We start from the raw sequence: 22,499 nt of genomic DNA, 5'->3' as shown, positions 1-22,499 counted from the left end.
AATTTTTAAACCGTCTAGTGATTAGCACTAGAGCTTAATTAGAGAGTGAATGATGAAAGCATACCAGCGTGAATTTATTGAATTTGCACTAGAGAAAGAAGTTTTGAAGTTTGGTGAGTTTACTTTGAAATCAGGTCGTAAAAGCCCGTATTTCTTTAACGCTGGCTTGTTCAATACAGGTCGTGATTTGGCGCGTCTAGGTCGTTTCTATGCGGCGGCGTTGGCCGACTCTGGTATTGAGTTTGATGTGTTATTTGGCCCTGCTTACAAAGGCATTCCTATTGCAACGACGACAGCGGTAGCACTGGCGGACCACCACGATATTGATGCACCTTACTGTTTCAACCGCAAAGAAGCAAAAGACCATGGTGAAGGCGGTAACCTAGTGGGTAGCGCGTTAGAAGGTCGAATTATGCTGGTGGACGATGTGATCACGGCGGGCACGGCAATTCGTGAGTCGATGGAAATCATTCAAGCAAATGGTGCAGATCTGGCGGGTGTTTTGGTGGCGATTGACCGCCAAGAGAAAGGTAAAGGCGAGCTATCTGCGATTCAAGAAGTAGAACGTGACTTTAACTGTGAAATTATTTCAATTGTGAGCCTAACTGATCTCATCAGTTACCTTGAAGAAAAAGGCGATAGCACTGAGCATCTTGGTGCAGTGAAAGCCTACCGTTCTGAATACGGCATCTAATTTCTGTTATTAAGAATAAAAAAGGCTGAGCAGTGCTCAGCCTTTTTATTGAGGTCTGTTTCGGCTTTATTGAATGCTTAAATCCCTATCGCCTTTGTCTGAGTTATCGTAAATCTCACGACCATCTCTTTGTGTTTTTAGCAGTGATAGGTTCCACATATACTGTTCAGGATGAGGCGTAACTAAGTCTTCAATCGCTTTATTCATTGTTCGCGCATCTTGCTCTTCATCACCAGTAGGGAAGTTTTCTAACGCTGGAAGAATATGGACTTCGTATTTGCCCGTTTTGTCATTATAAGCAGGTAAAATAGGCACTACTTTCGCCTTTGATAAACGAGCCATTTTACCAAAGCCTTTTAATGTCGCTTTTTCTGTGGCAAAAAATGGCACGAAAACAGAAACGGCTTCGCCAAAATCTTCATCTGGTAACCAGTAACCCACATAGCCATCTTTGATTGAACGAACGAACGGTTTCACACCAGCTTCTCGTGCGAATATGCGACCGCCATACTGCATGCGTTGTACTTGCATTAGCCAGTCAGCAATCGGGTTTCTTTGTGGCTTCATGATAGTGGTCAGTTTATAGCCTCTTGCTGCTAGCATTACGCCTGGGTAGTCTACTGCCCAAGCATGTGGCGCAAGAATGATCACTTTCTCGTTAGCGTCTAATAAAGGAATAATATTTTCCTCGCCAATCATCACGCCTCGGCTTTGGTTATGCTTGGTAGAGCGCACCAGAAACTCAGAATAACCCAGCAGGTACTGTGCAGCTTTAACAAATGCTTCTTCAAGAATATGCTGCCTTTCATCATCTGATTTTTCTGGGAAGCAGAATTTGAGATTGACGCGTGCTCTTCTTACGACACGTCCATTTTTACGAATGACAAAAATCGAGAGTTTTCTCGCCATGTTATCGCGCCATTTCACTGGCATAAATGCAAATATGGCAGCAAAGAAAATACCAATCCAAGTTCCCCAATGCTTCGGGTGGAGAAACGACCATTGAAATGTTGGGTTGTGGATGTATTTATCGGTATTATTTTTTTGGGTGTCACTCATGGCAGCAAAAAACCTAATTTAGAGATAGCGAGAGTTGGTTTGTGTTTCATCGGGCAGTGATTTAAATCGCTTGTGTAGCCACAGCCATTGTTCAGGTGCACGCATAATAACCTTCTCAATAAACTGGTTCATGTATGCAGCCGCTGCGGTGTTATCTTTTTTAGGATAATCTAAATCAATGCGCGAACTGGTGATGATTTCATATTTGCCTGAATCGTTTCTAAAACCGGAGCCAGTCAGGATCGCACATTTACTGGTGGAGAAAAGGATACTGGTACCTGTGGTGGTACAGGCATCTGGAACCGCAAAAAATGGCACAAAGACGGATTTGTTATGACCATAATCTTGATCTGGTAAATAGAACAAGCGCTCACCATCACGCAATATACGGATCATTTGCTTTAGATCACGGCGGTAAATTAGTTGGTTTCCGTTGCGTGTTCGTCCTCGGTACTGAATGAATTCGTAAGCAGGATTGGTATGAGGGCGATACGCTCCGTAACCTTGTAAGCCGAGTACGCCAAAAGCTCTTGCTGTGATCTCTAAGTTTAAGGCGTGCACACAGCAAAGCAGCACACCTTTGCCTTCTGTGCGTAAAGACTCCAATGTGGTTATATCTTTTGCGATTAAGATTCGCTTGAAACGCCAGGTCGGCCAAAACCAGGTAATACCTGTCTCGATAAGAGCCATACCGGTATTTTTGAAGTTTTCTGCAACCATGCGCTCAATCTCTTGCTGTTCCATTGCGGGGAAGGCAAGTTCGAGGTTTCGATGAGCGATTTTCACACGAGATTTTCCCAGCTTCATGCCCAGCAACCCAGCCCCACGCCCTATCTTATAAAGAAGTGCATACGGAAGTAGGTTAACCAGTAAAGCTAGCAAGCCAAATCCAAACCAAACACCCCAATGCTTAGGGTGGAGTAAAGCGAGAGTAAACTCAGGCTTTTCGACGTGAGTTCTTTTTTTCATATTATTCTTTAAATAATTTGTGCACTAAGCAATGCCCAGTACTCTTCAAAGTTTGCTGTCGGCTGATATTTAAAATCAGAACGAACGAAACGGTTTAGGCTTCCTTCCACTTGCCCCAGCAGTTGTGCGGCAAGAATAGTCTCATCTACAGGGAAAGATTTACCTTCGCGCAATTTACGCTCGCGTAAAATTTGACGTAGTGAGGTTTCTATTCGTTCAAACAACTGGTTGATTCGATCACGTAGGCGCTCATTCTCAAACATTAAGGCGTGACCAGACAGGATTCTAGTCAAACCAGGGTTACGCTCAGCAAACGCGAGTATTAATTGTAGCACCAATCGAATTCGAGTTAGGGTGTCTTTCTCTTCGTCTAAGATGCGGTTAATGCGCGACATTAAAGACTCTTCGATAAATTCAATTAGCCCTTCAAACATGCGCGCTTTACTTGGGAAGTGTCGATACAACGCCGCTTCTGATACGCCAACGTGCTTCGCTAATTTAGCCGTTGTAATACGAGAAGCACCGTCGGTAGATTCCAACATTTGTGCCAGGGCCTGTAAGATTTCTTCTCGGCGATTGGTTTTTCGTGTTACAGCCATGAACGCTTCCTTTTTTACCACTTATATAGCAAAGAAATGTTGACCCTACCTTAAAAGAAGGCAGGGTGATTATAGCCAAACAACTTAGAGATGCAGGTAGGCGACAAGCGAACAAAGCCTCTGAACATAGATGCGCTATGTGATGAGGTTTGAGAGTGCCAGTCAACACCGCTGCAACTTCAAGTAGGACGGGTATAGCTCAAAAAATAAGAATTCTAGATTACAGCTTGTCCGCAATGGTCTGTAGAATTTGCTGCGCAATTTGTTGTTTTGATGCAAGAGTGAGTGACTGCTCACCCTCTGCCCAGTATACGGTAATCGCATTATCGTTGCTATTAAACCCTTGCCCTTGCTGAGAGACATCATTCGCACAGATCATGTCGAGATTTTTGCGAGAAAGTTTGCTCAGTGCGTACTGTTTTACGTTTTGGGTTTCTGCTGCAAAGCCAACGGTAAAAGGTCGATTCTCAGTCATGGCAGCTACGCTGGCAACAATATCCGGATTTTTGACCATATTCACAGTCATTGCGTCAGTATCGTCACTCTTTTTCAGTTTATTGCCGGCGATGGTTTCTGGTCGGTAATCGGCGACAGCTGCGCAACTAATGAATATATCGTGCTGGCTTGCTCGATCGAGCACGGCTTTATGCATTTCAAGCGCACTTTCAACATTAATTCGTGCACAACCTTGAGGTGTAGGTAGTGATACTGGTCCACTGACCAGTGTGACGCTGGCACCAAGACGTTGTGCAGATTCTGCAAGTGCGAAGCCCATTTTGCCTGAGCTGTGGTTACTGATGTAACGCACTGGGTCAATGGCCTCGCGAGTAGGACCAGCACTGATTAAGATAGATTTGCCAAGTAATCGCTTTTCACCCAGAAATTGCTCACAAAGTGCGACAAGTTCCATCGGTTCAAGCATACGCCCCGGACCGATATCACCACACGCTTGTTCACCAGCCGCTGGTCCCCAAATGTGCATACCACGACGATTTAGCGTGGCGATATTCTCTTGTGTGGCTTGGTTGCTATACATTTGTTGATTCATTGCAGGAGAAACGGCAATAGGTGCATCGCTAGCAAGTACTAACGTTGAGAGTAAATCATTCCCCATTCCTGCAGCTACTCGTGCAATCAGATCGGCAGTCGCAGGTGCCAGCAAGACTAAATCAGCCCATTTAGCCAGTTCGATATGACCCATCGATGCTTCGGCTGCTGGATCAAAAAGGCTCTCTGATACAGGGCGACCGGAAACTGCCTGCATGGTCAGCGGGGTAATGAACTCTTTTGCGGCGTTAGTCATGACAACTTGGACTTGGGCACCTCGCTCAATTAAACGACGAGTCAATTCAGCGCATTTATATGCGGCAATACCACCGCTAATGCCGAGTAAAATCTTTTTACCTGCGAGTGTTTGCATTGTTAATTCTCCAAAATATTGCGGCAGATAATATCATATACCCAAGAAACTTGAAGATGCAGGTAGGCGGCAAGTAAGAAAGTTCCCTGAGCATAAGCGAACTATGTGATTGGGGCGCACGAACACAGCCAACACAGCTGCAATTTATAGCCTGTCTTTGGATTAACTTTGCTTGCTCAGCAAGATATGAATCTCAATCAAATAAGTGAAGATTAATTGTATAAATGGAAGTTTGTCATTGTCGGTTGCTTTCTCTTTCTATCGAGGAATAGATAAGCCAATAAATAGGTGTATATAAAAAGAGCTATATAAAGAGGGATAGTTTGAGCTTGGCAAAACTTGATGAGTTTGACAGTTACATGGTGCTGTTAGGTTAAATGAAAAGTTCGAAAGTCGATTTCGGCTTTTGCTTTTTATTTTGTCCAATGATGAGGTTGTCTTTACTTGAGAGAAAAGTGCAATGGGTATAAAAAATTTACCTGATGCGGTGATGCCGAGAGAAAAGTTACTTTCTCATGGTCCTCAATCGTTGACTGATGTTGAACTACTGGCCATTTTCCTTCGCACTGGTACGCAAGGGAAGAATGTATTGGAACTTGCCGACCACTTGATGGCTGATTTTGGTTCGTTAAGAAAACTATTTGCGGCGTCTGAGATAGATTTTTGTACTCATAAGGGGCTTGGTAAAGCAAAGTATGTTCAATTACAAGCGTGTTTAGAGATGTCTCAGCGTTATTTAAGTGAAACTTTGCAGCGCGGAGAGGCATTAACCAGCCCTCAACAAACCAAGTTGTATTTATCGAGTTTGCTGCGCGATCGTCAGCGAGAAGCCTTCTATATACTATTTTTAGACAATCAGCACCGCGTTATTCATTCTGAAGTGATGTTTGAAGGCACCATCGACTCAGCTTCGGTTTACCCGAGGGAGGTAGTTAAACGCGCTTTAGAGCAGAATGCGGCTGCATTGATATTGGCACATAATCACCCTTCAGGTGTTGCAGAGCCTAGTCAGTCCGATCGGCGAATAACGCGACGTTTGTGCGATGCATTAGCATTAGTTGAGATAAGAATACTGGACCATTTTGTGGTTGGAGATGGCGAGGTAATTTCGTTTGCGGAGCGCGGTTGGATATGAATCACAATTTTAGTTGTGAGTTTGGCGAAATCTGAGTACAATCCTCCGACATTTTTTAGACTAAATTCAGCTCTGCTTAAAAAAAGATCACCGAAATCTGTAAAAAGGATCTGTTCGGGTCTTGAGCAATGCAATGCAAGTTAGTATAATACGCGACCTTTGATAGCCTTGTATAGACTTTCTATAGCGGCTCTTAACCTCTATCCTTCTGATTAGAAATAGAAGAGGTTCGGCCACCAAGGTTGATATCGAGCTGAAACGATTTTGGAGAAGACATTATATGTCACGAGTATGCCAAGTAACTGGTAAGCGTCCAGTAACGGGTAACAACCGTTCACACGCACGAAATGCTACTAAGCGTCGTTTTCTGCCGAACCTACAAACTCATCGTTTCTGGGTAGAGAGCGAAAAACGTTTTGTTAAACTACGCCTTACTGCAAAAGGTATGCGCATTATTGATAAGAAAGGCATCGATGCCGTTCTTGTTGACATTCGTGCACGTGGCGAAAACGTTTAAGAGGAAATAGGCAAATGGCAAAGAAAGGCGTTCGTGAGAAAATTCGTCTAGTATCTTCTGCAGATACTGGTCACTTCTACACAACTGACAAGAACAAACGTAACATGCCTGGTAAATTCGAGATCAAGAAATTTGATCCTGTAGTTCGCCAACACGTTATGTACAAAGAAGCTAAAATCAAGTAATTGATTTTTCTTTGTAGCTTCTTTAATAGAAGTTTGAATTGAAAACCCAACTTTCGAGTTGGGTTTTTTATTATCTGTACCAAAGTAACTCTAGAGTTTTGAGCTTAATAACACGCACTGAGCCAAGCATTTAAGGTTACTTATGCATCAAAACTCCAATATACTTCAGATTAGATGCCTAATTTAGGATTGAAGTATGCAATCGACCTCCCGTCGTCGTCGTTGGAACAACTACCTTATTCTTGGTGTGGTGGCTTTTATGCTGCTATTAAATCTACCAACTATCATAAAAAACTATCTTATTGATACGCCGGTAGAGACTGAGCACCCGTATCTACTCAATCCTAATCAACAGCTCAAAGCTTTGCATAGCAATCAGTGGTCGTTAACTTATGATCGGCAAGATTGGACACTCAGTATTCCTTCTTCTATTGCACCACAAGAACTGGCATTACGTTGGGACACTTTAGTGGGTACCGAAATTTCCGATCAACTGTATCAATCGCTTAAACCGAGTTTACAATCGCCAATTTCAATTGAGGTGTGGTATTTCGAGCAAGAAGAGCCGCAAAGGGTGACTTCTTATCAATTACCGCAGTTTTGGTTATTGAAAAACTGGCAGGATAAGTGGATTGCCGTCACCGTTGAACAAAACTATCTGTTTCCTGTCGTGAATGACTTCTCTAATGACCAATAACGGAGAGTAACATGCCTGAATTACCAGAAGTTGAAGTGAGCCGAATGGGAATTACGCCCCACTTAGTTGGGCAAACCGTTCAGACGTTGACTTTCCGCACGCCAAAATTGCGTTGGGATATTCCAAGTGAGCTAAAGAATCTGCAAGGGCAGGTAATACGCAGTATTCGACGTCGTGCCAAATACTTAGTGATAGAAACAGATGTGGGCTGTGCGATTGTTCATCTTGGTATGTCGGGTTCATTACGCGTATTGGATGCGGAAATTGCGCCGAGTAAACATGACCATGTCGATCTCAAACTAACAAATGGCAAAGTGCTGCGCTACAACGATCCACGTCGTTTTGGCGCTTGGCTGTGGAGTGAAGATGGCACTCATGCAGTTTTTGGGCATATTGGACCAGAACCACTGACCGAAGATTTTAATCCGCAGTATATGCTGGAAAAAGCCGCCAACAAGCGTGTAGCCATTAAGCAGTTTATTATGGATAACAAAATTGTTGTGGGTGTTGGTAACATCTACGCTAGTGAATCACTATTTTCTGCCAGAATTTATCCTACTCGCGCCGCTGGAAGCTTAACTTTTGATGAGTGGGACAAACTTGTAGCAGAAATTAAAACGGTTTTGGCGACAGCGATTAAGCAAGGCGGCACGACACTGAAAGATTTTTCCCAAGTCGATGGCAAGCCAGGATACTTTGCACAAGAGCTGCAAGTTTATGGTAAAGCTGGAGAAGCTTGCCCTAATTGTGATGAAGCGATTGAAGAGCAGAAAATTGGACAACGAAATACGTTTTTCTGCTCTGTGTGTCAAAAGTAATAGTATCAAAGGCAATCGTGGCTTAAATACTCAGCGAGTAGGGGGTTAAACCTTCGCCTTTTCTTTTAGTGCTTGCGCGACAATTTCTGGTACAAAACCTGCCACATCACCACCATGAATCGCGACTTCACGTACGATGGTAGAAGAAATAAAAGCATGCTCTTCTGCTGGAGTAAGGAATACACTTTCTAGCCCAGGCATTAAGCGGCGGTACATATTGGTAAGCCCAAATTCGTACTCAAAATCGCCAGTGGTTCTTAAGCCACGGATTAGCACGTTCGCTTTTTCTTGTTTAGCAAAATCGACCATTAAGCCAGTGAAGCCTTTTGAGGTAACGTTGTCGAGGTGGCTAGTGACTTGCTGGGCGAATTGAACTCGCTCTTCTAAGCTGAACATGGTGTTTTTGCTAGGGCTAGCAGCCACAGCAATAATCACTTCATCAAACATATCTGCTGAACGTTCGATTAAATCCAAATGACCGTTGGTAATTGGGTCAAATGTACCGGGGTAAATAACACGAGATAAATGTTTCTTGCTCACGACTCTACACTCAAAAAAGGTAACTCTTTATATAGTAACAAAAAGGCTGACGTTTACCCAACTTAGCCGTTATCATTGAAAAAGAGTGATTATTTAGGAAAAGGTAATGAAAAAGATACTGGTAGTTCGTAATGACAAAATTGGAGACTTCATGCTGGCTTGGCCCAGTTTTGCAATGCTAAAACAGTCGCTACCAGATTGCCATATCACTGCTTTAGTACCAAATTATACCGTAGCACTTGCGCAGCTTTGTCCATGGATTGATGAGGTCATTCTTGATCCGACTAAAAATGCCGATAAACAAACACAAGGTGAATTGATTGAGAGTTTAAAACAGCAACAGTTTGACGCATCGATTAATTTATTCTCAACAACTTACAATGCTAAGTTGGTTTGGAAAGCAAAAATCCCATATCGGCTCGCGCCTGCAACTAAGTTTGCACAGGTTTTCTATAACCGACGCATTAAGCAAAAGCGCTCTCAGTCAGCTAAGCCTGAATATCAGTACAATCTCGATTTAATTCGCGCATTTTTAAATGAAGCCAACGTCGAGGTGGTTGAACCTAATGCGCCTTATCTGACTTTCCCTGAAAATGAGCTTATTCAACAAAGAGAAAAACTCGCACAGCAGCTTGAACTAGACAGTGAAAAATCATGGATATTTGTTCATGCTGGTAGTGGTGGCTCGGCGAATAATCTCTCTTTAGCGCAATACACCGAATTGGTGTGCGGAATAGAAGGTAACTTCGAAGTGGTGCTGACCGCAGGACCGGGTGAAGAAGAAAAAGCAGCAGAATTACAGCAATTACTGGCTGTCCAAAATATTAATTCTGCGCTGTATGACAAAAATGATGGTTTGGTGGATTTTTCGCGCTCGATTGCGTGTGCGAGTTGTTTTATTGCAGGCTCAACCGGACCTCTGCATATCGCCGCAGCGATAGATGTACCTACGATAGGCTTTTTCCCAAGCAAACGCTCGGCGACGCCACTACGTTGGCTACCGATAAACTCTGAAGGGAATCATATTGCTTTCTGTCCGCCTCAAGCCACTGATAAATCGAGCCAAGAAGACATGACGAGAGTGGATATTAGGATGGTGCTTGAACAGCTCCAGCCATGGATTATACCACTGCTTAAATAGTGGGTTGGAACAGCTAGAAATAAAAAAGCAGCCAATTTGAGGCTGCTTTTTTGATCAAAATTTCGTTGGCATTTTCTCGGTTTCAGTTCGAATCCAAAGGTCTGCGTATTTAACAAAGGTGGAGTGCGCTGAAAGAACAGACAACAAGAAGCCCTGTTTTCCATCTAAGAAGCCAGCTTTCACAATGTACATTTTAATAAAGCAACTTAATGCATGCAGGATACCTTGAGAAATACTGCTTTTCTTGCCTTTTTTCTCGCGCTGCTCTGCCCACGCCTTTGCATAACCTGCTGATTTTACCAAGTAGTGGTTCATATCGTTGTAGGTGAAATGAATAAGATCACCTTTTAAGTTAGCCACTTGCATCTCTTTGCTCACTTCTACTTTTTCATGAACTAAAGAGTCATTATATTGAGTTAGTTTAGTTGGATATAAGCGCAGCACGCGATCTGGATACCAACCACAGTGTTTGATATAGCGGCCAAACACCCAGCTCAATCGCGCTGTTTGGTAAATAGTATTGGTAGAGTTGTTTGCAACAGCTTCTAAGATGCTCGCTTTTAATTCAGGAGTAACGCGTTCATCAGCATCTAGCCACAAAACATAATCAGACTCGACATAAGATTGAGCCAATTGGCGCTGAGGACCAAATCCCGGCCATTGAGGGTTTACATAGAATTTATCTGTGTAGCTGCGAGCAATCTCTTCGGTATTGTCAGTGCTGCCAGAATCCAACACTACAATCTCATCGACCCAGTCATGAACGGTATCTAGGCATGCTTTCAGATGTTGAGCTTCATTTTTGACAATAAGAGCAACGGCGATGGTCGGTTTACTCACTCCAATACCTCTAGGTTTAATTTGCTTAGTCTAAGTATAATTCAGTGATTACTTTATCAAACATAGTGATCACTTGCTGTGGTTTAATGCGTTGCATTGCTTCTTTATCTTTCACCCGTGCGCGCCAGTTAAGCTCGCTTGAAGGTTTGCCCGTTTCTGCAACGATAGCTTCTTCATAAGCAGAGACCACATATTGTCGATATTGATAAGGTCCGGTTCTTTGTGGGTTGTGATGAGCGTACAAGCCAATTACTGGTGTATTTACTGCGTTAGCCATATGTGCTGGTCCAGTGTCTGGTGCGATCACCAAATCGGCTTTATCCAACAGAGCTAGCATCTGTTTGAGTGAGCTTTTGCCAACCAAGTTGTTTACAGGCACTGATAGTTGCTCTTCAATATCAGCAGCCAAATCAATTTCGACTTGGGCTGGGCTTCCAGCCAATATAATATTCCAGCTTAAAGACTGAGCATGCTTAATTACTTCAGCATAGCCTTCGGCTGTCCAGTTTTTGTAGGCTTTGCTCGCTGCGGGCACTATAACGATGTTGCGCTTAGTGGCATCAAGTTGCTCTTGTGCCCATTGCGCCTCTTGCGGCGTGTAATCTATCTGCCAATGTGGCGACATGTCTGATACGCCAAGCGTACTGCCGAAGGCGAGTAAGCCATCAAGGACATGCATTGAATCTGGTGATGGCACTTTTACATTGGTGAATACGGTTTGAAAATCTTGGCTGCGAACGGAGTCAAAGCCCAGTTTGTATTTGGCTTTAATCCCTAATGTGGCAATACTTGCCCTGAAGGCATATTGCATATGAAGTAGCGCATCAAAATGATAGCTTTTTAATTCAGCCCAAAGCGCTTTATAGCCAGCCCAACCTTGTTTTTTATCAAAAACAATCACCTTGATGCCTTTAAGGTCACCAATTAACTGCGCCTCTAACTTACCAGTAATCCATACAATCTCCGTTGTTGACCACTGGTGCTGAATAGCCTGAACAGCCGCAACGGTGTTACATACATCGCCAATCGCAGATAAGCGTAGAATACAGATGGATTTTGGGGGATCAGTAAAAAGCGTCATAGTTTTTTCTTTTAACAAGCAATAGCGAAGATTATGCAGAGAGGTTCAATAAATGTAAAATAACAACTTGCATTGATTGAGAGAAAGCCGAGCATGAAGACTTTGCAGTTAGATAACCAGACCATTTGGTATGATGAAGCATTGCTAGAAGAAGACCCTCAGCATGTGTTTGACCCGGAATTCTGGCAAAGAACTGGTAAAGTCATTGGTAGTGCGCAAGGGCGTGGTATCACTTGGTTTGTACAGACGGAAACAATCGAAGCCGCTCTTCGTCATTATCGACGTGGTGGATTGTTTGGTAAATTGATTGAAGACAGTTACCGATTTTCTGGCTGGGATCAGACGCGCAGTTACCAAGAATTTCAGTTACTTAATTTACTCATTCAAGCAGGGGTTCATGTGCCAAGACCTATCGCTGCACGAGCGGTGAAGCAAGGTTTTAGCTACAAAGCAGATCTCTTGAGTGAAAAAATTCCCAATGCACGCGACCTAGTTTCCATCTTAGTTGAGCAACCACTAGCTGCCGAGATGTATAGGAAAATAGGTAAAGAGGTCAAGAAGATGCATGATTCTCAGGTTAACCATACCGACTTGAATATCCATAATATTTTGATTGATGATCAAGATACTGTATGGATTATTGACTTTGATAAATGCTTCCAACAATTAGGTAATAGCTGGAAGCAAGGTAATTTAGATAGACTAAAGCGTTCGTTTGAAAAGGAACAGGTAAAAAAGTCTATCAAATGGTCTGATTTAAATTGGGATTCACTGTTGTCGGGTTATTACGAATAACTATTCTAAAAAGAGAGCCAGCGAGTAGCTGGCTTTTTGATCAATGATGGAACTGTTTTCCATCCATATCACCAATCACTTTTGCTGGATTCCCGCCAAGAATGCTTTTAGGTGGATATGTTCCAACAACGACTGCACCACTAGCAATCACGCAGCTTCTTGCGACCTTTGAACCTTTGAGTACAGTGGCTTTCGCGCCAACCCACACTCTATCTTCAATGATTACATTAGCATCTGAGTTTAAGGTATTGCCATTTGAATCGGTAATTTTATGTAGATCTGAGTCCATAAATAAGGTCTGCCAAGAGACTAAGCACTCATTACCAAATGAAATAGATTTATTGCATATAATGGTGGCTTTGCCTGAAAAATTAACGCCAGTCCCGATGGTGATTCGTCCTTGATTGTGCAGTTTAGATCCGGTGCCAATTTTCACATTATTACCAAAGTGAATCTCTGACTTTTTGCTCATGTTCCAAATGAAACGAGAGTATTTGCTATCAGCAATCTGAACTCGACCAAAACCAAGTTTGAGTTTGCCAAATTTAGCGTTATCGGGAATGTGCACTCTTCCCCCTAGTTCAACAAACTTTGTTCGATGATTGACAAGAATAGGAACCTTGACCGCTTTACTAAAAGGTAAATAATAAAAATTAAAAAATAGTGTTTTTGGTACGCATCGAATGTAGTGATATAGTTTCGACATTTTTTTTAAGGACATAGGTAAATTTATTCCAAATAACCAATGGTTTTTTTGATAGCACCACGATTTTCATCGACAACTTGTTTTGCCGCTAATCCTTTCTGTTGGGATGCTTCTTTATCCATAAATAGGGTCTTTAACTCGGCAGCGAGTTCGCCTTCAGAGTTAACAATTTTACAAGCGCCAGCCGAAACTAGTTGGTTGGTAATGTCAGTGAAGTTGAAATAACTAGCGCCGGTAATAATCGGCTTAGCGAGAGCGGCAGGTTCTAGCATGTTGTGCCCTCCAACTTTATCCCCGAGCAGGCTACCCCCCATAAAGCATAAGTCAGCTGCAGCGATCAACGTCAACATCTCGCCCATGGTATCAGCGAGATAAACCTGAGTATTTTCATTACACTCTGCGTTAGCGGTTCTTCTGTTAGTGCTAAATGACGAACTACACAGTTGATAAACACTTTCAAAGCGTTCAGGGTGTCGAGGAACCAAAATGAGTAGCGCGTTAGGGTGCGCTTGAAGCAGATCTTTATGAGCAGCTAGTACAATCTCATCTTCGCCTTGGTGCGTGCTTGCTGCTATCCATACTGGTCTTTGGCTACAAAGCGCATCACGCAGTTGCTCACCGTTAGTCTGCACCTCTTCACTGATACTGATATCAAACTTAATAGATCCTGAAACGAACACTTTATCTTTAGCAATACCAAGTTTGATAAAGTTGTTAGCATCGTTGACGTGCTGGCAAATAACGCGCTCTAGGCATGGCATTATGATGTTTGTGACAAAGCGGAATTTGTTATAGCCGTTGTATGAATGATCAGACAAGCGAGCATTTACCACTGAGATAGGAATGCCAAGTTTATTGACTGTCGTTAAGGTGTTCGGCCACAGTTCAGTTTCAATAATTATCAGCTGTTTCGGCTTGATTACTTTAACAAATCGTTTGACCGCAAAAGTAAAATCAAGAGGCATATATCGATGCGTGACGTACTCAGAGAGTGTTTCTGCTTGCTTTGCCCCCGTTGGTGTTGTGGTTGTCAGTACAATAGTAGATTCAGGATTTTGCTGTTTGATTTTTTTAATTAGCGGTGTTGCTGCGATTGTTTCACCAACCGAAACCGCGTGAATCCAGATTACTGAACCAGTTGCTTTGGTTAGAGGTGGCGTAATGCCAAAGTGCTCTTTCCATCTTTTTTCCACAGATGGCTTGCCTACTTTTTTTCTATATAGACTAGGTAAGTAAAATGGCAGCGCTAAAACAAGCAATAGTGAGTAGATCAATCTGAACAAGAGAGTACCTATTTCAATCGATTGGGAACCAGTTACGAGCCACCGCTCTGAACACGACAGGTGACCTCGAAGGACTATATTATTTCAGGTTTCTGATTTAACAGATTAATGGCTGAAATGACTTTTTCTGGCATTAGCTGTTTCAGGCAGTTTAAGTGCCCATATGGACATTCACGTTTAAAACATGGACGACACTCAATATCGGTATGTACCATCGCCAATTTTTTAGTCAGTGGCGGCGTGTACCGAGGAGAGCTAGAACCGTAGATAGCGACGATGTTGCACCCAACAGCAGCAGATACATGCATCAAGCCAGAGTCGTTAGAGATAACTGTGTGACAAGCGGCTAGTAAATCAACGACTTCAACTAGCGAAGTTTTTCCTGCGAGATTAAAGCAGGATTTTTGCTGCTCTGTTGATAATGCAGACTTAATCTTATTTGTGACTTCTTGGTCTTTTGCTGACCCAAATAACCATACCTGATTGCCACTATCAATAAGCTGTTTTGCAACTTCAGCATAATGTTGTTCTGGCCATCGCTTTGCTGGACCAAACTCAGCGCCTGGGCAGATACCGACGATTGGTTTCTCTAAACTTAATCCTAATGTCGTACAAACTGAAGATTGCTGTTTGGTATCTACAGTGAGTTTTGGATGAGGGCAGTTCTCTAACTTAACAGAGGTGAGCATGGTGCTTTTATCAAAGGCTAAAGCGACATATCTTTCAACCATGTATTGAAAGACTTTTTTATTTGGTCTTAAGTCATTGAGCAAACCATAGCGAAATTCACCTTTCCAACCGGTTCGAGAAGGGATTCCCGCAAACCATGGAATTAAGGCTGATTTAGCTGAGTTAGGTAGTACATATGCATGAGTATAGTGATTAAGGGCTAATTGTTTGCCAAGCTCCCGACGGCCCAGAAAATTGAAATCACCATGACCTAAAGGCATTTCTATTGCTTGGTTGATTTCAGGCATTCTATCGAGAATAGGCTTGCACCAGGCTGGTGCTAGTACATCAATTTCTGCATCAGGATGTTGTTGTTTTAGTGTTGTATAGAGGCTTTGCGACATCACCATGTCGCCAACCCAAGATGGACCGATAATTAAGATTTTCATGATAGTTATTGTTCTTAGTCAGTATTATTCACTTAATAGGTCAACTCATGTTGCCATGTGACATCGCTCTGTACGACTTTAGCAGGATTACCCACAGCAATACAGTTCGCTTCTACTGACTTAGTTAAAGTGGAGTTGATGCCTAAAATTGAATGGTCACCAATATTTACACCCTTTAATATGGTGGCATTGTCGGCTAGCCAAACATGCTTTCCGATCACAATGTTTTTAGCGTGATTGATTCGCTGCTCATTTTTTATGATGTTGTGACCATCACTGGTCATTATTTTCACATTGCGAGAAAGCATACAATCTTCGCCTAACTCTAAGGTGATATTCTCTTCTCGTGCCGATAGATAGCAATCATGCCCAATGATGCAGTTCTTTTTAATATGAATATGACAACCAACGCCATCGATTTCAATTTGAGTACCACGAATGTTAACGCCATCTTCAATGGTTAAGCGATTACTTGTGCCTTTTATTGAAATTGTACATTGGCGTACCTTAGCTGTATCTGCGATATCGACACTATTGCCTTTTGAAACTCTCAGCTTGTTTCTTAAAGAGTGCTTAAATGACACGCTTTCATTACCACAATGGCTAAGCTTATTGAGATAGAATTGACGTAGCTTGTCTATATGAGCAGGCATCGAAAACTCAGTTTTTGCTCTTAGGTAAGCCAGGTTTTCGTTTTTCTTTTGTAATTCTATATTGTTTAAATAAGCGACGATCTGTACTGCAATTTCACTTGGTGCTAGGGGGTTACATAATAATGCAACAGGCTCTAAAATTTCCGGCAATGCGGCAGTATTCGCACCAACGATTGCTTTTTTAGCTGCCATCGCTTCGATTGCGGTTAAGCCAAACGCTTCATTATGGTTAGGTAAGCAGACGATATCCATCACTGTTAGCATTCTATTGGTATCTTGACGAAATCCTGCAAGGTGCACCCGATGAGTGAGCTTCAGCTCTGCTATTCTAGATTTGATTTGACTGACAAAGTGATTGTCTGAACCATCTGCAACATCTAACCCACCGACGAGCAACAGTTCGCTATTTGAGTGCGTATCACTAATTAATGCGAACGCTTCTAATAGCTCCATCTGCCCTTTGCCAGAGCAAAGTCTACCAACGTTACCAATGATTTTGCTTTCAGGGCTGAGCCCGAGTTCTTGTTTGATTGCTAAGATTTCATCTGCTGACTCAATTGGAGTTTCAGGGATATCAGTCCCTAACCAAAAGCGAGTAATTTTCTCAGCCGGTACCGGCAGGGCTTTCAAATTACGTTGATAAGTTTCATTGCTTATGGAGAAGACCTGATCGATATGTGAGTAAGCCCATTTGTGGTAAATATCGGTTTTAGGGCGAGTGACTCCCATATGTTCGGTAAAAAACGTCGCTCTTTTGCTTAATAAACTCAACAGTGCAGAGACAAGAATATCTCCCGACTTATGGCAATGAACGATATTGACATTGCGCTGCTTAAGCCATTTATTCAGTTTAGGAATTTGCGATAAAATTAGAGCCTGCTTACTTGATACTTCAAAAGTCTCAATACCAGCTTCGCGCATCCCTTTAGCTACTTGTGAACCAGCAATACATAAACCATATACATTGTTACCTTGATCTCGAAACTCTTTACCAACTCGTATTGGGTACATTTCTAATCCACCCCAACCAGGTGAAAGGCAGATGTGTAGTATGGTTGGTGTTGCTGTCGTTTTTGTCATAAGCCGCTACTTTGTTGGTTTAGTCTTTTTGTTCTGCTTGTTGGTAACCATCTAAGGCAATAATTTGATTGTTTTTTAAGGTTTCAGCAAAAAGATCTTGAGCGCGTTGTACACGAGTTAATTCTGGATGAATAGGGTGGAGTACTACAGCTTTATAAAAAATATTTTTGATTTTCATGCCATTTTTAACCAGACGATACTCAATGTCAGTATCTTCACCTACTCCAGGCACATCGTAGCGATTGTCAAAACCATTGACAGTTAACAGATCTTTTTTGAAGAGAGAGAAGTTGCAACCTACCACGCCTTTGCTCTTTCTATTAAGAAACTTAGAAAGTACAGAGTTTGTAATGCGTATGCCTTTCTCGACGTTTTTACCTTGTCCAGTCAAATATCGAAACAGTATTTCACCCAAGTTGCTGTTGAAAAAGTTAGCAGGGTTGGAAGAACTGTACAATTCTTCTTTAAATGATGCTGCTAAATCAACTCTTCGAGCATTTAAGATATAGCCATGTTCTCTATTCTTTATATGGTCAGAGACAAAGTGTTCCTGCGGGATGCAATCGCCGTCAATAATTATGATATATTCGCTCTTCGCTGCTTTTACGGCTTTGTTTAAAATGCGGTTCTTACGAAACCCCTCATCTTTCTGCCAGACGTGTGTAATCGACAACGTTGATTTATCAATTAATTGAGAGACGATTTCGACATTTTCTGGTTTTGAACCATCATCGGCTATGATCACTTCAAAGCTATCTTTTTGCGACTCAAGCGAGCGGACAATACACTTAAGTGCCTCAACGTTGTTGTAAAAGGAAACGATAACACTGGCGTCAAACGTAGACTTATTCATTGGATGCTGAGTCCTTAATTATTTGTGCGTAACATAAAGCGATCAAAGCCAAGAAAATAGTCAGTTGGAATTCTAAGCCACTAGTGTAAAACATACCTGTTACAGAGAAGGTTAATATCAAACACATACCAGCATATGCGGAGGAAGGGTGTGCCAGTCGATAGTCATAGAAGCTTTTAAATAAAATAAACAACGTGCTTATAAAAGTAATAAAGTAAATAAAACCAAGTTTGGCAAATAAGTCTAAATATGTGTTATGCATGTCAGTTAAAGAGAAATATCCATTTGTTTGCTTAAGCAGTGATGCCATGTCACTAGTGTTTTTAATATAGTTACCGTAATTTATATGTAACTCGGATATTCCAGAACCAAAAAGAAAAGAAACCAAATCATGCTGTGCATTATATATCATGAATTTAATACAATATTCCCACATAACAAGTCGAGCAATATTTGAGTAATTGTTTGATGTATTAAATATACTCGACGCTCTATCAGTTATAGCATTGATGACGATAGTGTCACGACCAAAAAATACGGCAAAAGCCAAGATTAGTATACAGGCAGTAGCGAACTTTGGTTGTCTTATTATAGAGTAAATACCAATCGATATTATTATTGCTACTAGAGGAGCCCTTCCGCCTGATAGTAGTAAGCAAAGCACGCATAAAATTAAAAGAAAAGTAAGTGATATTTTCTCACTGGGTTTGTGTTTTTTTTCAAATATATAAGGTACTAATAATGCAACGCAGTAGCCTAGAATTTCGCCCCATCGACCAATGTCCCAGAAGCTAGTGATGCGTTGCCCATTCCAGTGAAATATACCTAATGAATTCAAATGATATAGAGCAAAGCAAAGTGCCAACGTCAGACCTGCAGTTGCTGATATACTTGCTATCTTTACATTGTTACCTCTAGCGAGTTGTATTACGAGTAAAGGAAAAAGAAGAAGTAGAGCACATTTTCGGAAGTAGCCACTCATATCCATATAGTTGCTGTGAAATAGCATGTTTAACGTTATACCTAAGATAAATAATCCGATAGTTATCATGCTTGGCAAGAATAGATGCTCTTTGACAAGAGTGATTTGATGCCTATCTTTGTATAAAGTACACAACTGCAGCAGTAGTAGAAATGTCAAACTGATGTAGATACCTGCTTTAGATATGAACAAGGAAAAGAACAGTAAAACTATCACTGACGTTGAGAAAATATGGTGTGTTTTTGACATTTGGCTACTAAAGATCACGTCGATTAAATAGTGATAGGATTATAGCATGCACGATAAGAGCAGGCTATGCGAATGCTTGTTGAGAATAGAGTCAGATATTCATTCGGTTCAACGCTAATTTTTAGTAAAATAGTGTTGAATTCATAAGTATTAAAGTACTTGTGTGAATGCTTTCGGTGAGATGGCGCAATATATGGGGTAAGAAATGAAGTTGTTGATTACAGGTGGCGCGGGCTTTATTGGCTCAGCGGTGGTGCGCTATATTATTGAACACACTCAAGATGAATTGATTAATGTTGATAAGTTGACCTATGCTGGAAACTTAGAGTCTTTAACCGAAGTAGCAAAGAGTAAGCGCTATTCTTTTGAACAAGCAGATATTTGTGACGCCGCTGAAATGAAACGTTTGTTTGAGCTCTATCAACCAGATGCGGTAATGCACCTTGCTGCAGAGTCACATGTTGACCGTTCGATTGATGGCCCAGCCGCTTTTATTGAAACAAATATTATTGGTACTTATACGTTACTTGAAGCTGCGCGCAGTTATTGGAATCAACTGGACAATGAACGTAAATCGGCGTTTAGATTCCACCACATATCAACAGATGAAGTGTATGGGGATCTAGAAGGAACGGATGATCTTTTCACTGAAGAAACATCATATGAACCATCTAGCCCATACTCGGCCTCGAAAGCATCATCCGACCATCTTGCTAGAGCTTGGCAGCGAACTTATGGCTTGCCAACAATAGTAACCAACTGCTCCAATAATTATGGACCGTATCACTTCCCCGAGAAGCTTATTCCATTAATGATTTTAAATGCACTTGATGGAAAATCTTTGCCTGTCTATGGCGATGGGAAGCAGATTCGCGATTGGCTGTATGTTGAAGACCATGCAAGAGCACTTTATAAAGTAGTAACAGAAGGTAAGGTTGGCGAAACGTATAACATTGGTGGTCATAATGAAAAAACTAATATTGATGTCGTCAATATCATCTGTGAATTGTTAGAAGAGTTAGTACCTGTTAAACCATGTGGTATTACTAGCTATCAAGACTTGATCACCTATGTTAAGGATAGACCGGGGCATGATGTGCGCTATGCCATTGATGCGACCAAAATTGAACGTGACTTAGGCTGGAAGCCGGAAGAAACCTTCGAGTCAGGTATTCGTAAAACAGTCGAATGGTACTTGAGTAATCAACCGTGGTGGGCACGAGTATTAGATGGTTCTTATAATCGTGAGCGACTAGGTAGCCACTGAGGTAAGAACGTTCATTATTGAGTTTTCTCATTTTGAAGAGACTCTTAAATCGAGTATTAGGAATTTATAATGAAAGGTATCGTTTTAGCGGGAGGTTCGGGCACTCGCTTATACCCAATAACACGCGGTGTCTCAAAGCAGTTGCTACCAGTCTACGATAAGCCAATGATTTACTATCCGCTTTCAACATTAATGTTGGCGGGTATTCAAGATATTTTAATTATTACCACTCCCGAAGATAAAGATAGTTTTGTACGCCTGCTCGGAGACGGAAGCGATCTTGGTATTAATCTTCAATATGCCGTTCAACCAACACCAGATGGGCTCGCACAAGCATTTATTATTGGAGAATCATTTATTGGTGATGATTCTGTCTGTTTGGTGCTAGGAGATAATATCTTTTACGGTCAGTCATTTAGTCAAACTCTACGTGATGCAGTAAGTCGTGAAAATGGTGCTACCGTATTTGGTTATCAAGTTAAAGATCCAGAGCGTTTTGGTGTGGTTGAATTTGATGAGAATATGAAAGCAATTTCCATTGAAGAAAAGCCAATAAAACCAAAGTCACATTATGCCGTAACGGGTTTGTACTTCTATGACAACCGTGTGATTGAAATGGCAAAGCAGGTTAAACCATCTGCGCGAGGTGAATTGGAAATAACAGCTTTAAATGAAATGTATCTTCAAGCAGGAAATCTTAATGTTGAGCTGCTAGGCCGAGGCTTTGCATGGTTAGATACAGGCACGCATGAAAGCCTGCATCAGGCATCTTCATTCGTACAAACCATTGAAAATGTTCAAGGGCTAAAGGTTGCGTGTTTAGAAGAAGTCGCTTGGCGCAACGGTTGGTTAAGTGATCAGCAGCTAGAGCAACTTTCAGTACCTATGCTTAAAAATGATTATGGGCAGTACTTAATGTCATTATTGAAATAGTTAGGAGTAACAGTGAGAGTATTGATTACTGGCTGTAAAGGGCAGGTTGGTTACTGCTTAGTAGAAAGACTGGCAGGGGAAGTAGAGTTGCTAGCGTTAGATTCAGAGCAACTAGATATTGCCGATGCAGTTGCAGTTGATAAAACAGTGGCAGAGTTTAAGCCTGATTTTATACTCAATGCTGCAGCCTATACAGCAGTAGACCGCGCAGAAGAAGAGAAAGAATTAGCCTACGCAGTGAACTGTGAAGGACCTCGTAACTTAGCGAGATCGGCTCATCAACATGACTCAGTGTTACTTCATCTTTCTACAGATTATGTGTTTGATGGTGAGGGGGCGAATGCCTACCTTGAGGACCATACTCCCAACCCTCAAAGTGTGTATGGTGCAAGTAAGCTAGCTGGGGAAATCGCGGTTGCAGAAGAGTGCAATCAACACTTAATTGTGCGTACAGCTTGGGTGTTTGGTGAGCATGGCAATAACTTTGTCAAAACCATGTTGCGTTTAGGTTTAAGCCATAATCAACTAAGTATTGTAGGTGATCAGTATGGTTCTCCAACTTATGCTGGAGATATTGCCGATGCTCTCATTGCTATGATGTTACATGTGGCCAGTGGAAAACAAACCGCGTGGGGTGTTTTCCATTTCTCAGGTGCGCCTTATGTTAGTTGGTTCCAGTTTGCGCAAAGAATATTTGATGCAGCGAAGAGTAATGTAGTCCTAACTCAAGTACCAAGTTTGAAGTCTATAACAACAGCCGAATATCCGACGCCTGCTAAGCGACCTGCTAACTCTCGTTTAAATTGCGCAAAAGTTCAGTCACAATTTGGCATTAAACCAAGTGATTGGCAAAAAGCATTAACTAATATTTCTGCCTATAAGTGA

At 41.8% G+C, this 22,499-nt stretch carries 24 protein-coding genes and 1 pseudogene; 11 read left to right on the top strand and 14 right to left on the bottom strand.

Annotated features, from left to right (window positions below):
* Positions 1 to 52 precede the first annotated feature (52 nt).
* On the top strand, positions 53 to 694 hold the full coding sequence (gene pyrE / locus L4C38_RS12680) for an orotate phosphoribosyltransferase (protein ID WP_428797938.1): 642 nt from the start codon (positions 53 to 55) through the stop codon (positions 692 to 694).
* A 66-nt stretch (positions 695 to 760) separates the two neighbouring features.
* On the opposite strand, the gene lpxM is transcribed toward pyrE, so the two are convergent.
* From lpxM to coaBC, 4 genes are all read right to left on the bottom strand, one after another.
* Positions 761 to 1,753, bottom strand: a complete 993-nt coding sequence (gene lpxM / locus L4C38_RS12675) for a lauroyl-Kdo(2)-lipid IV(A) myristoyltransferase (protein ID WP_428797917.1) — start codon at positions 1,751 to 1,753, stop codon at positions 761 to 763.
* A gap of 18 nt (positions 1,754 to 1,771) precedes the next feature.
* Positions 1,772 to 2,722, bottom strand: a complete 951-nt coding sequence (lpxL, locus tag L4C38_RS12670; RefSeq protein ID WP_428797916.1) for an LpxL/LpxP family Kdo(2)-lipid IV(A) lauroyl/palmitoleoyl acyltransferase — start codon at positions 2,720 to 2,722, stop codon at positions 1,772 to 1,774.
* An 8-nt stretch (positions 2,723 to 2,730) separates the two neighbouring features.
* Positions 2,731 to 3,321: a nucleoid occlusion factor SlmA gene (gene slmA / locus L4C38_RS12665; RefSeq protein WP_428797915.1), complete on the bottom strand. Its 591-nt coding sequence runs from the start codon at positions 3,319 to 3,321 to the stop codon at positions 2,731 to 2,733.
* 220 nt (positions 3,322 to 3,541) lie between these two features.
* Positions 3,542 to 4,741, bottom strand: a complete 1,200-nt coding sequence (coaBC, locus tag L4C38_RS12660) for a bifunctional phosphopantothenoylcysteine decarboxylase/phosphopantothenate--cysteine ligase CoaBC (protein ID WP_428797914.1) — start codon at positions 4,739 to 4,741, stop codon at positions 3,542 to 3,544.
* A gap of 460 nt (positions 4,742 to 5,201) precedes the next feature.
* Here coaBC and radC point away from each other — a divergent pair, with 460 nt between their 5' ends.
* From radC to mutM, 5 genes are all read left to right on the top strand, one after another.
* Entirely contained in the window at positions 5,202 to 5,876 is a 675-nt protein-coding gene (gene radC / locus L4C38_RS12655; protein WP_428797913.1) for a RadC family protein, read from the top strand.
* A 280-nt stretch (positions 5,877 to 6,156) separates the two neighbouring features.
* A complete protein-coding gene (rpmB, locus tag L4C38_RS12650) occupies positions 6,157 to 6,393 on the top strand; it encodes a 50S ribosomal protein L28 (RefSeq protein WP_004728407.1) in 237 nt (78 codons plus the stop codon).
* A 14-nt stretch (positions 6,394 to 6,407) separates the two neighbouring features.
* Positions 6,408 to 6,578, top strand: a complete 171-nt coding sequence (rpmG, locus tag L4C38_RS12645; protein ID WP_182108846.1) for a 50S ribosomal protein L33 — start codon at positions 6,408 to 6,410, stop codon at positions 6,576 to 6,578.
* Positions 6,579 to 6,774: 196 nt separating this feature from the next.
* Positions 6,775 to 7,275, top strand: a complete 501-nt coding sequence (locus tag L4C38_RS12640; protein ID WP_428797912.1) for a hypothetical protein — start codon at positions 6,775 to 6,777, stop codon at positions 7,273 to 7,275.
* 11 nt (positions 7,276 to 7,286) lie between these two features.
* The gene (mutM, locus tag L4C38_RS12635) at positions 7,287 to 8,093 is read left to right on the top strand and encodes a bifunctional DNA-formamidopyrimidine glycosylase/DNA-(apurinic or apyrimidinic site) lyase (RefSeq protein ID WP_428797911.1); all 807 of its coding nucleotides are present in this window, start codon (positions 7,287 to 7,289) and stop codon (positions 8,091 to 8,093) included.
* Between the two features lie 45 nt (positions 8,094 to 8,138).
* Here mutM and coaD read toward each other — a convergent pair whose 3' ends face one another.
* The gene (coaD, locus tag L4C38_RS12630; protein WP_428797910.1) at positions 8,139 to 8,633 is read right to left on the bottom strand and encodes a pantetheine-phosphate adenylyltransferase; all 495 of its coding nucleotides are present in this window, start codon (positions 8,631 to 8,633) and stop codon (positions 8,139 to 8,141) included.
* Between the two features lie 106 nt (positions 8,634 to 8,739).
* Between coaD and L4C38_RS12625 the strand changes: the two genes are divergently transcribed.
* A complete protein-coding gene (locus L4C38_RS12625; protein WP_428797909.1) occupies positions 8,740 to 9,774 on the top strand; it encodes a glycosyltransferase family 9 protein in 1,035 nt (344 codons plus the stop codon).
* Between the two features lie 54 nt (positions 9,775 to 9,828).
* On the opposite strand, the gene L4C38_RS12620 is transcribed toward L4C38_RS12625, so the two are convergent.
* Positions 9,829 to 10,620 carry a glycosyltransferase family 2 protein gene (locus tag L4C38_RS12620; RefSeq protein WP_428797937.1) on the bottom strand — a complete coding sequence of 264 codons (792 nt, stop codon included), beginning with the start codon at positions 10,618 to 10,620 and terminating at the stop codon, positions 9,829 to 9,831.
* Positions 10,621 to 10,639: 19 nt separating this feature from the next.
* Positions 10,640 to 11,695 (bottom strand): glycosyltransferase family 9 protein, encoded by a 1,056-nt coding sequence (locus L4C38_RS12615; RefSeq protein ID WP_428797908.1) that lies wholly within the window; start codon positions 11,693 to 11,695, stop codon positions 10,640 to 10,642.
* 93 nt (positions 11,696 to 11,788) lie between these two features.
* Here L4C38_RS12615 and L4C38_RS12610 point away from each other — a divergent pair, with 93 nt between their 5' ends.
* A complete protein-coding gene (locus L4C38_RS12610) occupies positions 11,789 to 12,490 on the top strand; it encodes a 3-deoxy-D-manno-octulosonic acid kinase (protein ID WP_428797907.1) in 702 nt (233 codons plus the stop codon).
* A 40-nt stretch (positions 12,491 to 12,530) separates the two neighbouring features.
* On the opposite strand, the gene L4C38_RS12605 is transcribed toward L4C38_RS12610, so the two are convergent.
* The 7 genes and pseudogenes from L4C38_RS12605 to L4C38_RS12575 form a co-directional block, all read right to left on the bottom strand.
* The gene (locus tag L4C38_RS12605) at positions 12,531 to 13,058 is read right to left on the bottom strand and encodes an acyltransferase (RefSeq protein ID WP_428797906.1); all 528 of its coding nucleotides are present in this window, start codon (positions 13,056 to 13,058) and stop codon (positions 12,531 to 12,533) included.
* Positions 13,059 to 13,219: 161 nt separating this feature from the next.
* Positions 13,220 to 14,491, bottom strand: coding sequence for a lipid IV(A) 3-deoxy-D-manno-octulosonic acid transferase (waaA, locus tag L4C38_RS12600; protein ID WP_428797936.1), 1,272 nt, complete (start codon positions 14,489 to 14,491; stop codon positions 13,220 to 13,222).
* 62 nt (positions 14,492 to 14,553) lie between these two features.
* Positions 14,554 to 15,597: a lipopolysaccharide heptosyltransferase II gene (gene waaF, locus L4C38_RS12595; protein ID WP_428797905.1), complete on the bottom strand. Its 1,044-nt coding sequence runs from the start codon at positions 15,595 to 15,597 to the stop codon at positions 14,554 to 14,556.
* 32 nt (positions 15,598 to 15,629) lie between these two features.
* Positions 15,630 to 16,181: an acyltransferase gene (locus tag L4C38_RS12590; protein WP_428797935.1), complete on the bottom strand. Its 552-nt coding sequence runs from the start codon at positions 16,179 to 16,181 to the stop codon at positions 15,630 to 15,632.
* A gap of 120 nt (positions 16,182 to 16,301) precedes the next feature.
* A pseudogene (locus tag L4C38_RS12585) lies at positions 16,302 to 17,330 on the bottom strand (glycosyltransferase family 4 protein); the annotation flags it as partial.
* 19 nt (positions 17,331 to 17,349) lie between these two features.
* Entirely contained in the window at positions 17,350 to 18,183 is an 834-nt protein-coding gene (locus tag L4C38_RS12580; RefSeq protein ID WP_428797904.1) for a glycosyltransferase, read from the bottom strand.
* The gene (locus L4C38_RS12575; RefSeq protein WP_428797903.1) at positions 18,176 to 19,414 is read right to left on the bottom strand and encodes an O-antigen ligase family protein; all 1,239 of its coding nucleotides are present in this window, start codon (positions 19,412 to 19,414) and stop codon (positions 18,176 to 18,178) included. The genes L4C38_RS12580 and L4C38_RS12575 overlap by 8 nt, the downstream gene beginning before the upstream one ends.
* A 205-nt stretch (positions 19,415 to 19,619) precedes the next feature.
* Between L4C38_RS12575 and rfbB the strand changes: the two genes are divergently transcribed.
* The 3 genes from rfbB to rfbD all read left to right on the top strand — a co-directional run bounded on the left by rfbB (position 19,620) and on the right by rfbD (position 22,499).
* Positions 19,620 to 20,681, top strand: a complete 1,062-nt coding sequence (gene rfbB, locus L4C38_RS12570; protein ID WP_428797902.1) for a dTDP-glucose 4,6-dehydratase — start codon at positions 19,620 to 19,622, stop codon at positions 20,679 to 20,681.
* A gap of 69 nt (positions 20,682 to 20,750) precedes the next feature.
* Positions 20,751 to 21,614, top strand: a complete 864-nt coding sequence (gene rfbA / locus L4C38_RS12565; RefSeq protein ID WP_428797901.1) for a glucose-1-phosphate thymidylyltransferase RfbA — start codon at positions 20,751 to 20,753, stop codon at positions 21,612 to 21,614.
* 12 nt (positions 21,615 to 21,626) lie between these two features.
* Entirely contained in the window at positions 21,627 to 22,499 is an 873-nt protein-coding gene (rfbD, locus tag L4C38_RS12560; RefSeq protein WP_428797900.1) for a dTDP-4-dehydrorhamnose reductase, read from the top strand.

Origin of the sequence: Vibrio kasasachensis (assembly GCF_050337565.1) — a bacterium.
Classification (GTDB): Bacteria; Pseudomonadota; Gammaproteobacteria; order Enterobacterales; family Vibrionaceae; genus Vibrio; species Vibrio kasasachensis.
The sequence above is the reverse complement of the archived record's forward strand: the minus strand, read 5'-3'. Positions and strand labels throughout refer to the sequence as shown.

Excerpts from the sequence above, each read along its gene's own strand:
- pyrE (WP_428797938.1), top strand. The coding sequence starts at position 53 with ATGAAAGCATACCAGCGTGAATTTATTGAATTTGCACTAGAGAAAGAA.
- lpxM (WP_428797917.1), bottom strand. The coding sequence starts at position 1,753 with ATGAGTGACACCCAAAAAAATAATACCGATAAATACATCCACAACCCA.
- lpxL (WP_428797916.1), bottom strand. The coding sequence starts at position 2,722 with ATGAAAAAAAGAACTCACGTCGAAAAGCCTGAGTTTACTCTCGCTTTA.
- slmA (WP_428797915.1), bottom strand. The coding sequence starts at position 3,321 with ATGGCTGTAACACGAAAAACCAATCGCCGAGAAGAAATCTTACAGGCC.
- coaBC (WP_428797914.1), bottom strand. The coding sequence starts at position 4,741 with ATGCAAACACTCGCAGGTAAAAAGATTTTACTCGGCATTAGCGGTGGT.
- radC (WP_428797913.1), top strand. The coding sequence starts at position 5,202 with ATGGGTATAAAAAATTTACCTGATGCGGTGATGCCGAGAGAAAAGTTA.
- rpmB (WP_004728407.1), top strand. The coding sequence starts at position 6,157 with ATGTCACGAGTATGCCAAGTAACTGGTAAGCGTCCAGTAACGGGTAAC.
- rpmG (WP_182108846.1), top strand. The coding sequence starts at position 6,408 with ATGGCAAAGAAAGGCGTTCGTGAGAAAATTCGTCTAGTATCTTCTGCA.
- L4C38_RS12640 (WP_428797912.1), top strand. The coding sequence starts at position 6,775 with ATGCAATCGACCTCCCGTCGTCGTCGTTGGAACAACTACCTTATTCTT.
- mutM (WP_428797911.1), top strand. The coding sequence starts at position 7,287 with ATGCCTGAATTACCAGAAGTTGAAGTGAGCCGAATGGGAATTACGCCC.
- L4C38_RS12625 (WP_428797909.1), top strand. The coding sequence starts at position 8,740 with ATGAAAAAGATACTGGTAGTTCGTAATGACAAAATTGGAGACTTCATG.
- L4C38_RS12615 (WP_428797908.1), bottom strand. The coding sequence starts at position 11,695 with ATGACGCTTTTTACTGATCCCCCAAAATCCATCTGTATTCTACGCTTA.
- L4C38_RS12610 (WP_428797907.1), top strand. The coding sequence starts at position 11,789 with ATGAAGACTTTGCAGTTAGATAACCAGACCATTTGGTATGATGAAGCA.
- waaF (WP_428797905.1), bottom strand. The coding sequence starts at position 15,597 with ATGAAAATCTTAATTATCGGTCCATCTTGGGTTGGCGACATGGTGATG.
- L4C38_RS12580 (WP_428797904.1), bottom strand. The coding sequence starts at position 18,183 with ATGAATAAGTCTACGTTTGACGCCAGTGTTATCGTTTCCTTTTACAAC.
- L4C38_RS12575 (WP_428797903.1), bottom strand. The coding sequence starts at position 19,414 with ATGTCAAAAACACACCATATTTTCTCAACGTCAGTGATAGTTTTACTG.
- rfbB (WP_428797902.1), top strand. The coding sequence starts at position 19,620 with ATGAAGTTGTTGATTACAGGTGGCGCGGGCTTTATTGGCTCAGCGGTG.
- rfbA (WP_428797901.1), top strand. The coding sequence starts at position 20,751 with ATGAAAGGTATCGTTTTAGCGGGAGGTTCGGGCACTCGCTTATACCCA.